We start from the raw sequence: 12,117 nt of genomic DNA on the forward strand, positions 1-12,117 counted from the left end.
CATGCGCTTCGACTGCGCTCAGCGTGACATTTAGGCTCAGGCTAACATTTTCAATACTTCCCTCAGCGTGACAGGCTGTTAAAATCCAAACAACCCTCCGCCACTTTTCCGCGTGGTCGTTTTCTTGCCAAACAGCATTCCAAAAACACCTCGTACTACTTCACGGCCGATTTGTTTTGCTAATGGCGAGTTGAGCGCGTCGGAGATCATGCTCGTTTGTTCTTTCTCCTTTTTGGCCTCCACTTTCGCTTGTACCTCCGCTTCCTTCGCCTCTGTTTCTACGCGTGCGTGTTCCTCCATTCTTTTGGTAAGGATTTCATAGGCGCTTTCAGGGTCGATAGGGTCTTTGTATTTGGTATAAACATCCGACTGCTGCACGTGCTGATCGTAGTCGGCCTGCACCATTGGCCCCATAATAGAAGCGGGCGGCATTAAATGCGTGGCGGCGACTTCGGTAGGGATCCCTTTTTCATTCAAAACTGTAATCAATGCCTGGCCGATACCGAGCGTGGTCAGGAGCTGATCGATCGTATAGAAATCCGATTTAGGGTAAGTTTTGACCGTCTGTTTCAATCCCTCGGCATCCTGCGGCGTAAATGCGCGGAGCACGTGCTGTACGCGGTTACCCAACTGGCCGAGCACCGATACCGGCACGTCCTGCGCCATTTGCGTGCAGAAGAAAATACCCACGCCTTTGGAACGGATGAGCCTTACAACTTGCTCGATCTGTTCGAGGAAGGCTTTTGGGGCGTCTTTGAAGAGCAAATGCGCTTCGTCGAGGAAGAAAACCAGTTTAGGTTTGTCCAGATCCCCCGCTTCGGGCAGTTTATGGTATAATTCAGCCAGAAGGCTCAGCATGAATGTCGAGAACAATGCGGGCCTGTCCTGCACATCGGAGACGTTGAGGAGGCTGATCACGCCCTGGCCGTCGACTTTGTTGATCAGGTCGGAAATGTCGAATGACCGTTCTCCGAAAATGGTACCCACGCCTTGTTGTTCCAATGCGACGATTTTACGCAGGATCGTGCCGGCTGTGGACGCGGAAATGGTACCGTAATCGGCTTTGATTTCATCGGCGCCCGGGCCTTCGGCGAGGTAGTTGAGGACTTTTTTCAGATCGTTCAAATCCACCATCGGCAAATCCTTGTCGTCGGCATATTTGAACAGGATAGCGAGCACGCCGGCCTGGGTTTCGTTCAGTTCGAAGATTTTGGAAAGCAATATCGGCCCGAATTCCAGCACCGTAGCACGCATTTGTGCGCCTTTGTTGCCGCTCAGCGAATATAGCTCGACAGGAAATCCTTTCGGCTCGAAAACGGTTCCCAGTATTTGTGCGCGTTCTTCCAGGGCTGCATTCGTTTTGCCTGGCTGTGCAATACCCGAAAGGTCGCCCTTAATGTCGGACATGAAAACGGGCACACCTGCTGCTGAAAGCTGTTCGGCGAATACCTGCAGCGTACGCGTTTTCCCCGATCCCGTAGCTCCGGCTACCAGTCCGTGGCGGTTCATCATGCGCAAGGGAAGGTTTACGCGGGCCTCGCCGATAATCTCGCCGTCGAGTATGGCCGACCCCAAATGAATTACAGGTTTGTCAGTTTGATAGGATTTCTGAATTGCTGCAATAAATTGTTCTTTCTTTGACACAGGAAATACGGGTTATGGTTTGATGAAAGGTTAAGTTACAAATTTTAAAGGTTTCGGGAAGATTCCAAGATAGGCGGGGAAATTATTGTAGAATAATAATTTGTAAGGAAATAATATAACTTTTTGCATATGCTTGTATTTGCAAAATATTATTAGGTATTTTGGTTTGATCGCATTATAATTATTCTGATTTACATTTTTAGAGATATTACTTTCCACTTATGTTGAGCCGAGTTGCGAATTCTATTTATTGGATGAATCGTTACATGGAACGGGTTGAGAATTACGCGCGTTTCGTGGGAGTTAATTTTAACCTTGCCCTCGATCTTCCACCCGATGTGGACGAGCAATGGGAGCCGCTTTTGATCGCAACAGCCGACCACTTCCTCTTTTATAAGTACTACGATAAGCCTACGAAGGAGGATGTCATCCATTTCATGACATTCGATAAACGCAATCCGAACTCGATCATCAGCTGCCTGTACGAGGCCCGGGAGAATGCACGGACGATCCGCGAGACGATCTCGAAGGAAATGTGGGAGAGTATCAACACGTTTTACCTCACCATTAAGGGAACTTCGCCCGACGATTTCCGCAATATGGATCATATGCAGTCGTATTTCACGGATATCCGTAAAAACTGCCAGCTTTTCCACGGGGTAGTCGACTCGTCGATCACACGTAATGAGGCCTGGCATTTCGGAAGGCTTGGAAGGCATATCGAGCGGGCCGACAAATGCTCGCGCTTCCTGGATGTGAAGTATTTTACATTGTTGCAGGATTCGGGCACCTCGGGTTCCACACTTGACCTGATGCTTTGGACCGCCGTGCTGAAATCGGTGAGCGCCTATAATATGTACCGGCAAACGCACCGCGCACTGACGCCGATGAACATCGTGGCGTTCCTGATCCTGGACAAGCTTTTCCCACGCTCGATCGCTTATTGCGTGCGCCAGGCGGAATTGTCGCTCTATGCGATAGCCGGCTCCATCCCCGAACGTGGCTATACCAACCCTGCGGAGCGCGCATTGAGCAAGATCCGGAGCGAGCTGGAATTCACCGATGTGGAGGATGTGTTTAAAATGGGACTGCACGAATACCTTGACAAATTCCAGATCAAGAACAACGAGGTCGATAACAAAATCTTCGATATGTACTTCGGATTGGAGACCGCGCAGTCGCAAAGCCAGAGCCTGGGGCATTTCAAAAGCCAGTGGATGAACTGATCAAAACTTTTATATCTTAGCGACTCTATCATCACTGAGCTGCTAAGACATGACATATTGCCTGGGTATCAAAGTCGCATCCGGCCTGGTGGCCATTGCCGATACACGCCTTACCTCCGGAACCGAGGTTTCTACCAATAAGAAAGTATCTGTTTACCAGTCTGATAAGCATTCGATTTTTATAATGACCTCGGGTTTGCGGTCGGTGCGCGACAAGGCAATAACCTATTTCAAAGAAGTCCTGGAAGAGCGGGACACTTCATTCGACAAGCTTTACAAGGCCGTGAATGCATTGGGGCAGCAGGTGCGCCGGGTAGCCGATGAGGACCGGTACGCGCTTAACAATGCGGGGTTGGTGTTCAACCTGTTTGCGATTGTAGGCGGGCAGCTCGAACACGATTCGGAGCATAAGCTATTTCTTTTATATCCCGAGGGCAACTGGGTGGAGGTGGGCGACGGCTCGCCGTTTATCATCATTGGTAATTCGGGTTACGGCAAGCCGCTTTTGTACCGGAGCCTCAAATTCGAGTCGTCGATGCAAGACGCGCTGAAAATTGGCTTTTTGTCCTTCGATTCGACCCGTGTGAGCTCCAACGACGTTGACTACCCGATAGATGTCGTTATGTACGAAAAGGACTCATTCCGGCTTGTGGAGCATCGTTTCGAGAAGGACGACCTGGATTATGTGGGTAAGCAATGGAGTGCCCTGCTGAGTAATTCGGTACAAAAATTGTCGTTGGAATGGATGGACCCGGTGTTCGGTAAAATGGGTCAGATTTCGAATGTATAACTGCCAAATCGTACCCGAAAACGTATATTATCACCGGTTCTCCGGCAAATCAGTAAAGCTGTGACCAGGCGTAAATTAGGTGTCCAGAAACTCAATTATTGTTTTTTGTTTGTAGAAAAATCTAATTGCGGAGAGGGAATTTAGTATTTTTGCAACTAAACATAAAGAGGAATTCTAGATCGTGACGTTAATTAAATCTATCTCAGGAATCAGGGGAATAGTGGGTGGAAAGTCGGGTGAGGCGCTGACTCCGATTGATGTTGTTAAGTTTGCTGCTGCATACGGGACATGGGTGAGGCGTACAAATCCACAGAATTTGAAGGTCGTGATCGGCAGGGATGCCAGGCTTTCCGGTGAAATGGTAAGTCGTCTGGTAGCCGGTACTTTGCAGGGTGTAGGGCTTAATGTGCTCGATCTTGGCCTTTCTACCACCCCGACTGTCGAGATAGCCGTGCAAGCGGAAGGAGCGGCGGGCGGGATCATCCTGACAGCAAGCCACAACCCGATCCAGTGGAATGCCCTCAAACTGCTCAACAACGAAGGAGAATTTATTTCAGAAGCGGAAGGCGCCGAAGTGTTGCGCATTGCGGATCAGGAAGATTTTCTTTTTCCTGATGTGAAGAAGCTCGGCAGCTATTCAACCGACAGTACTTACCTGCAAAAACATATCGACCACGTGCTTTCATTGGCATTGGTTGACGTGGAGGCAATCAAAAATGCGAATTTCAGGGTCGTTGTAGACGCGGTCAACTCGACCGGCGGCATAGCGGTACCGATGCTGCTCGAAGCGTTGGGGGTCGATGCGAAAAGCATTAAAAAGCTGAATTGCGAGCCAACCGGTAACTTCGCACATAATCCCGAGCCGCTTCCGGAGCATTTGCACGATATCAGCAAAGAATTGAACAATGGTTCCTATAACCTGGGTATCGTCGTGGATCCCGATGTGGACAGACTTGCGCTCATGTGCGAGGACGGTACACCATTTGGAGAAGAATACACGCTTGTAGCCGTTGCGGATTACGTTTTGAAACACACGCCGGGCAATACCGTTTCCAATCTCTCGTCGACCGCCGCATTACGCGACGTGACGATCAAAGCCGGTGGTGAGTATCTGGCTTCGGCGGTAGGAGAGGTGAATGTGGTGAATGCCATGAAAGCCAATAAAGCGGTAATCGGCGGAGAAGGTAATGGAGGGGTTATTTACCCTGAAAGCCACTACGGCCGTGATGCATTGGTGGGTATTGCATTGTTCCTGACGCATCTGGCTAAATCGGGCAAGAAAGCGTCGGTTTTGAGAAGGTCTTATCCGAATTATTATATTTCTAAAAACAAGATCGAGCTTACGCCGGAAATCAACGTCGATAACATCCTGGACCGTATTCAGACACGCTATTCCAAACAGCCGGTGAATACTGTGGACGGCGTCCGGATCGAATTTGACCGCGAATGGGTGCATTTGCGCCGGTCGAATACCGAGCCGATCATCCGTATTTACTCGGAATCGGAGACACAGACTACTGCTACGAGCCTTGCCAATAAGATCATTTCCGATATCAAGGAAATTATTTCGGAACCGAAGAAATAATAAAGCTGTTGCTAAGCTAATTCAGGTCACTTATTGTCGAAAAAGACAATGAGTGATCTTTCTAATTTTATATCCCAATGAAAGTCTATCTGGACAATGCGGCTACGACGCAGCTGGACCCCGAGGTTCTGGAAGCCATGCTGCCGCTGATGACCGAGCAATTCGGTAACCCTTCTTCCATTCATTCTTACGGTCGCGCCGTGCGTTCATCCATCGAGCGGGCCAGGAAGAGTATCGCGGGAATCCTGAATGCAGCGCCGGCCGAGATATTTTTCACCTCGGGCGGTACCGAGGCCGATAATACTGCTATCCGTTCGAGCATCGAGACATTTGGCCTGAAACATGCCATTACCTCGCGCATTGAGCACCACGCGGTATTGCATACGCTGGAGCACCTCAAAAAGCTGGGCGTGATCGAGCTGAGTTTTGTGAATTTGAATGCAAAAGGTGAGGTTGATCTGGAACATCTGGACGCATTACTTGCTTCGAAACCGCGTTCGCTGGTTTCCCTGATGCATGGCAACAACGAGATAGGCAACCTGCTCGACCTCGAAACGGCCGGTGATATTTGCGAAAAGTACGACGCCATTTTTCATAGCGACACCGTGCAGACGATGGGTCATTATCGCCATGACCTGCAAAAACTGAAAACGAATTTCATCGTCGGTGCGGCGCACAAGTTCAATGGGCCGAAAGGCATCGGGTTTTTGTACGTTCGTCCCGGTATTAAAATAAATCCTTTCGTACACGGGGGCGCGCAGGAGCGTAACATGCGCGGAGGGACTGAGAATATTTATGGCATCGTAGGATTAGCGAAGGCATTGGAAATCGCTTACCGTGATATGGATGCGCATCAGCAACACATCGAAGGCCTGAAAGGGCGTATGATCGGTAAGCTGAAAGACGGCATCGAAGGTGTGACGTTCAACGGAAATTCAGGCGAGTTAGGCAAAAGCCTTTACACTGTTTTGAGCGTAAGCCTGCCGCCGTCGGATATCAGCGATATGCTGCTGTTCAACCTCGACATCGCCGGAATTGCCGTTTCTGGCGGCAGCGCGTGTTCGAGTGGTACCGACATTGGCTCGCATGTGCTGAATGAGCTCAGAATCGATGAAAACCGTGCTAACGTGCGTTTCTCGTTTGGGAAGTACAACACCGAAGCAGAGATCGATTATGCTGCCGAGACGCTGATTGGCCTTTACAAGAAAGAAAGCATTATTTTATAAAAGAGGTATTCCACTAAAAAGCCAAAACCCGGCCCCTGAATCAGGCGGCCGGGTTTTTGATGATATCTTCAAGGCATTCTACCCAGATATCGCTGTCGTTGAGGCTTTCGACGAGCTGCCAGTGCTGGCCGCCTTCTTTCTCGAATAGCTCTTTATATTCTTCACCGACTTCAATCGTCGTTTCCAGACAATCGGCTACGAATGCGGGAGAAAATGCTAAGGCGCTTTTCACACCTTTTTTAGTCAATTCAGGGATTACCTCATCGGTATAAGGTTTAATCCACGGATTTTTGCCTAATCTGGATTGGAAACAAGTGGTATACTTGCCCTCGGGAATGCCCATACCTTTCACGAGCAAACGCGTCGTTTCAAAGCATTGGGCACGGTAGCAATGCTGGTTACGGTGATCGAGCTTGTCGCAGCAGCTACCGAACTGGCAAAAATGGCCGGTAACATCGCCTTTCGTGATCTGCCGCTCGGGCAAGCCGTGGTAGCTGAACACGAAATGGTCGTAATCGTGCTGAGCCATGTATTTTTTACCTAAATCCACAAAACCCTTGATGAACTTGGGATGTTCAAGGAAGCGGTTCACAAAACGGATTTCAGGCAGCACTTCCCAGTCTTTCACGACACGCATTACTTCCTTATACACCGAACCGGTAGACGCGGACGCATATTGCGGGAAGAATGGCACGACGATGATTTCCGTCAGGCATTCCTTGCGCAATGCAGTGAGCGCCTTTTCAATGCTCGGGTTCTGGTAACGCATCGCCAGTTCGACTACATAATTCTCGCCGAGCACTTTCTGCAATTTATCTTTTACAGAGTAACCATACGTTTTCAGCGGAGAGCCGTCAGGTCGCCAAAGCTGTTTGTACACTTTTGCAGATTTCGGCGCGCGAAAAGGTGCGATGACCAGGTTGATCAGAAACCAACGGTTGAGATAAGGGATATCGATCACGCGCTCGTCCATCAGGAACTGACGTAGGTACTTGCGCACGTCGGGTACAGAAGGGCTGTCGGGCGTGCCGAGGTTCACGATCAGTACGCCGGTTTTACGGACTTCATTCAGCGTTGTAGTATCGAAGGGTTGAGCCAATGTGGTTGTACTCATTTCATTAACAGTTTCATAATGAGAGGCCCGCTGCGGTGCGACTGCCCCTTTTCGTATTCAGTCTAGCAAAAATAGCGATTACAATCCTAACAAGACCTCTTTCAATGCCGCCTGCGCCGACCATTCGCGGTTGGCGGCCTGCTCTATCACCAGCGAACGCGGGCCGTCGAGCACTTCGTCGGCCACCTTCATATTGCGGCGTACGGGCAGGCAGTGCATGAATTTACCATTGTCGGTCAAAGCCATTTTGGCCTCGGTAATCATCCACGACGGGTCGGTATTCAATACCTTGCCATATTCATTGTACGACGACCAGTTTTTACCATATACAAAATCGGCGCCTTCCAATGCCTTGTCCTGGTCGTAGATTACCTGGCCTTTACCTACAAATTCGGGAGACAAATCATATCCTTCGGGATGCGTGATCACGAGCTCGACGTCCATTGGGTTCATCCATTCGCAAAATGAATTAGCTACCGCCTGCGGCAATGCTTTGAAATGCGGCAACCAGGTAAGCACTACTTTCGGGCGTTGTTTCAGCTTGAATTCTTCGATCGTAATACAGTCGGCCAGCGATTGCAGCGGGTGCCGCGTCGCCGATTCGAGGTTTATGATCGGTACCTGTGCATATTTTTTAAATTGCTGAAAAACGATTTCCGCATAATCCTTGTCACGATCCTGCAAGCCTGCGAACGACCGGATCCCGATGATATCGCAATAGCTACCGATGACCGCCGCCGCTTCTTTCACGTGCTCGGCCTTGTCGCCGTTCATGATTACACCCTCTTCCATTTCCAGTCCCCAACCATCCTGGCCCACATTCATCGTGATCACGTTCAGGCCAAGGTTCTGAGCAGCCTTTTGGGTGCTGATCCTCGTCCTTAAACTCGAATTGAAAAACAAGAGACCTATGGTTTTGTTTTTCCCCAGCGCCTGGTCCGCAAACGGATCCTTTTTAGCAGCAATGCCACTGGTAATGAGCTGTGGGAGATCGGCGACGTCTTTAATGGACAGAAAGTGTTTCATTCAGGTTAAAATTTCGGAGATAGGTGTTCCTATTCTCAACTAGGACAAGGATGGTATTAGTTCAAAAAAATCAAACAGCCGCAACAGATACTTCTTTTTTCAATGCTTCGAGGAACAAATCGGCCTCGGTTTTCCCCAATGCCAGCGATGGTAGGAGGCGGATCGTGTTCGCGCCAGCCACACCTGTGAACATTTTGTGTTCAAACAAAAGCTTGTTGCGCAAATCTTTCACAGGGAAATCATACTCGATCCCGATCATCAGTCCGCGGCCTCTCAATTCCTTATAGCCTCCAATCGCCTTAATGCCTTCCAGCAGGTATTCGCCGATCTCCGACGCATTCGCGATCAGGTTTTCTTCTTTCATAATATCCAGCACCGCCACGCCCGCGGCGCAAGCCAGATGGTTACCGCCGAAGGTTGTTCCCAGCAAACCATAGCTCGCTTTGAATTTCGGAGAGATCAGTATCCCGCCGATCGGGAAGCCATTGCCCATACCCTTAGCCATCGACATAATGTCGGGCGTAATGCCGCTGAACTGGTGCGAGAAGAACTTGCCCGTCCGCCCGTAGCCGCATTGCACACTGTCGAGGATGAGAATCGCGCCTGTTTCATCGCATTTGCGCCTTAATGTTTGTAAAAACTCGTCGGTACAAACATTGATGCCTCCCACGCCCTGAATACCTTCCACAATCACCGCGCAAACTTCGTCGGTAATGCTTTCCTCGGCAGCAGCCGCATCATTGAATGGCAGGAAAGTAACGTGTTCTTTGTAATTGATGGGAGCTACAATGGATGGGTTATCCGTTGCAGCAACCGCACCGGCCGTCCGGCCGTGGAATGATTTGGTGAAAGAAATCACCTTCGTTCTGCCATTGTGGAAAGAAGCCAGTTTCAATGCGTTCTCATTCGCTTCCGCGCCGGAGTTGCAGAGGAACAGCTTGTAGTCAGGATAGCCCGAAAGCTCACCCAGTTTCTCTGCCAATTCTTCCTGTATGGAAATCTTTACAGAATTGGAGTAAAAGCTGATCGCATTCAATTGCTTCGTCAGCTTATCCACATAATACGGATGGCAATGGCCGACGGAAATCACCGCGTGGCCGCCGTAAAGGTCGAGGTACTTGGTACCATGCTGGTCCCAGAGGTAGCTGCCTTCGGCTTTCACCGGTTCTATATCGTAAATGGGGTAGACGTCAAATAGGTGTGACATTGTCTGATCTTATTTAGATTCTAAAAGTGAATTAAAACGCCGGCGCCTTCAACCGCAGCCCTGCATGCTCAGGCAAGCCGAACAGCAGGTTCATATTCTGAACGGCTTGTCCCGATGCACCTTTGGTCAGGTTATCGATAATGCTCGTCATCAGTAGTTGGCCGTCGTGCACTTCCAGGTGAACGAAGCATTTGTTGGTATTCACAATCTGCTTCAAATCAATCGGCGTGTCGCTCACGTGCGTGAATGGGTGCGAGGCATAGTAGCTTTTGTAAAGTTCTTTTGCTTCTTCCAAAGTCCCCGCAAAACGGGTATACACATTGGCGATAATACCCCGCGTGTAGTCGCCACGATACGGTACAAAATTCACAGCCTTATCAAAACCTGCCTGCAACTTGCCGAAAGTCATTTTGATCTCGGTCAAATGCTGGTGCGAGAATGCCTTGTAGATCGACATATTATTGTTGCGCCAGGTGAAATGCGTGGTCGCACTCAGCGCTTGTCCCGCACCCGTACTGCCCGTAACCGCGCTCACATGGACGTCGTCTTTAATCAGACCTGCCTTGGCGAGTGGCAATACCGCTAATTCGATGCTTGTTGCAAAGCAACCAGGGTTGGCGATTTTAGTCGCACTTTTAATCTGCTCACGCTGCAACTCCGGCAAGCCATATACAAATCCATTCGACTCATCCCGGAAATCCGTGCTGAGGTCGATCACTTTTACAGTTTCCGGCAATTGATATTCATCCAGAAACTTCTTCGACTCGCCATGGCCGGAGCACAGGAAAATCGCATTCAAACCTGGCTGATCCAGTAATGGCTGAATGTCGTCGCCGGAAAATACCAATTCCGTGTCTCCGAGCAGATCCGTATGCGTCGCGTAAACCGGCTTACCAGCCTGGCTCTTGCTATGCGCGAATGCGATAGTTACGTTGGGGTGATTTACCAGGATTCTGATCAACTCGCCGCCGGTATATCCAGCGGCGCCGATGATGCCAATATTTATATTCGTCGATAAACTCATTTTAATTACTGATTTACCGAGTCACTTACCTTCCCATAAATCATTACCTGGTTCGAAGCTACTTTTGAGAAGCCGCGTACGTCGTCGCCGGTCCATGCATTGTTCATTTCGCCGTAGCTGCCGAATTTCGATGACATCAGATCAAATGGCGACTCAATACCTTCTACATGGAAGCGATGCGGTGCCAGGTATACATGCACTTTACCTGTCACGTGCGACTGCGTGTCGCCCAGGAATGTTTCGATGTTGCGCATGACCGGCTCTACAAACTGCCCTTTGTGGAGCAGGCTGCCGTACCAGTTCGAAAGCTGCTCTTTCCAGTACAATTGTTGTTCTGTCAAAACATGCTTCTCAAGGGTATGATGCGCTTTGATAATGATCAACGGAGCAGCAGCTTCAAAACCTACGCGGCCTTTGATACCGATAATGGTGTCGCCCACGTGAATATCCCGACCGATTCCGAACGGCTGAGCAATCTCTGCCAGCTTTTGAATAGCGGTTACCGAGTTTTCAAAACTTTCGCCGGCAACGCCCTTCAATTCACCATTTACAAATTCTAAAGTGATGCGCTCAGGCTCTGTTTTGGTGATTTGTGTAGGCCATGCCGATTCCGGCAGGTATTGGTCGGAAGTCAATGTTTCTTTCCCACCTACCGATGTTCCCCAAAGGCCTTTATTAATGCTGTATGCAGCTTTGGTCCAGTCACGGGAAACGCCTTTCGCGGTCAGGTATTCGATTTCGGCCTCGCGGGACAGTTTCAGGTCGCGGATCGGGGTGATGATTTCGGCTTCCGGAACAATGATGCGGAACGCCATATCGAAACGAACCTGGTCGTTACCGGCACCAGTGCTTCCATGCGCGATCGCGCTCGCACCGATTTCTTTGGCATATTCCGCCACTGCAACCGCCTGGAAAATACGCTCTGCGCTTACCGAAAGGGGATAAGTATTGTTTTTCAGGATATTACCGAAGATCAGGTATTTGATACAATCATTGTAATATTCCCTGGTTTTGGAAACCGTAGCATGTTGCTTCACGCCCAAAGCATAGGCATTCGCTTCGATGGTTTTCAGCTCTTCGTCCGAGAAACCACCGGTGTCAACCAAAACCGAGTACACTTCGTAACCTCTGTCTTCGGCTAAATATTTTACACAAAAGGAGGTATCAAGTCCCCCGCTAAACGCTAATACTACTTTGGGCTGTGACATTATATATAAATTCTAATTCTGACTAAATGCTTGATTTGCGGTGCAAAAGTAACAAAAAATACCCCGC

The 12,117-nt window shown here is 49.5% G+C and carries 10 protein-coding genes; 4 read left to right on the plus strand and 6 right to left on the minus strand.

Annotation, left to right across the window (positions count from 1 at the left end):
* Window positions 1-78: 78 nt before the first annotated feature.
* Complete coding sequence (locus tag ACTJJJ_RS12290; RefSeq protein WP_440701932.1) at window positions 79-1,644, minus strand: helicase HerA-like domain-containing protein; 1,566 nt, start codon at window positions 1,642-1,644, stop codon at window positions 79-81.
* Window positions 1,645-1,865: 221 nt separating this feature from the next.
* Here ACTJJJ_RS12290 and ACTJJJ_RS12295 point away from each other — a divergent pair, with 221 nt between their 5' ends.
* From ACTJJJ_RS12295 to ACTJJJ_RS12310, 4 genes are all read left to right on the plus strand, one after another.
* Entirely contained in the window at window positions 1,866-2,870 is a 1,005-nt protein-coding gene (locus ACTJJJ_RS12295; RefSeq protein WP_426292802.1) for an alpha-E domain-containing protein, read from the plus strand.
* A 49-nt stretch (window positions 2,871-2,919) separates the two neighbouring features.
* Window positions 2,920-3,660, plus strand: coding sequence for a peptidase (locus tag ACTJJJ_RS12300; protein ID WP_188934805.1), 741 nt, complete (start codon window positions 2,920-2,922; stop codon window positions 3,658-3,660).
* Window positions 3,661-3,841: 181 nt separating this feature from the next.
* On the plus strand, window positions 3,842-5,245 hold the full coding sequence (gene glmM, locus ACTJJJ_RS12305; protein WP_188934802.1) for a phosphoglucosamine mutase: 1,404 nt from the start codon (window positions 3,842-3,844) through the stop codon (window positions 5,243-5,245).
* Window positions 5,246-5,322: 77 nt separating this feature from the next.
* Complete coding sequence (locus ACTJJJ_RS12310; protein ID WP_440701933.1) at window positions 5,323-6,471, plus strand: cysteine desulfurase family protein; 1,149 nt, start codon at window positions 5,323-5,325, stop codon at window positions 6,469-6,471.
* Window positions 6,472-6,511: 40 nt separating this feature from the next.
* Here ACTJJJ_RS12310 and hemH read toward each other — a convergent pair whose 3' ends face one another.
* The 5 genes from hemH to ACTJJJ_RS12335 all read right to left on the minus strand — a co-directional run bounded on the left by hemH (window position 6,512) and on the right by ACTJJJ_RS12335 (window position 12,050).
* Complete coding sequence (hemH, locus tag ACTJJJ_RS12315; protein WP_188934799.1) at window positions 6,512-7,585, minus strand: ferrochelatase; 1,074 nt, start codon at window positions 7,583-7,585, stop codon at window positions 6,512-6,514.
* A 78-nt stretch (window positions 7,586-7,663) separates the two neighbouring features.
* Window positions 7,664-8,611, minus strand: coding sequence for an N-acetylornithine carbamoyltransferase (locus tag ACTJJJ_RS12320; protein ID WP_188934797.1), 948 nt, complete (start codon window positions 8,609-8,611; stop codon window positions 7,664-7,666).
* Window positions 8,612-8,681: 70 nt separating this feature from the next.
* Window positions 8,682-9,818: an aspartate aminotransferase family protein gene (locus tag ACTJJJ_RS12325; protein ID WP_440701934.1), complete on the minus strand. Its 1,137-nt coding sequence runs from the start codon at window positions 9,816-9,818 to the stop codon at window positions 8,682-8,684.
* A 31-nt stretch (window positions 9,819-9,849) separates the two neighbouring features.
* Complete coding sequence (argC, locus tag ACTJJJ_RS12330) at window positions 9,850-10,842, minus strand: N-acetyl-gamma-glutamyl-phosphate reductase (RefSeq protein ID WP_440701935.1); 993 nt, start codon at window positions 10,840-10,842, stop codon at window positions 9,850-9,852.
* A 5-nt stretch (window positions 10,843-10,847) separates the two neighbouring features.
* The gene (locus ACTJJJ_RS12335; RefSeq protein ID WP_188934791.1) at window positions 10,848-12,050 is read right to left on the minus strand and encodes an argininosuccinate synthase; all 1,203 of its coding nucleotides are present in this window, start codon (window positions 12,048-12,050) and stop codon (window positions 10,848-10,850) included.
* Window positions 12,051-12,117: the final 67 nt, after the last annotated feature.

Source organism: Dyadobacter sp. 22481 (genome assembly GCF_052044875.1).
Classification (GTDB): domain Bacteria; phylum Bacteroidota; class Bacteroidia; order Cytophagales; family Spirosomataceae; genus Dyadobacter; species Dyadobacter endophyticus.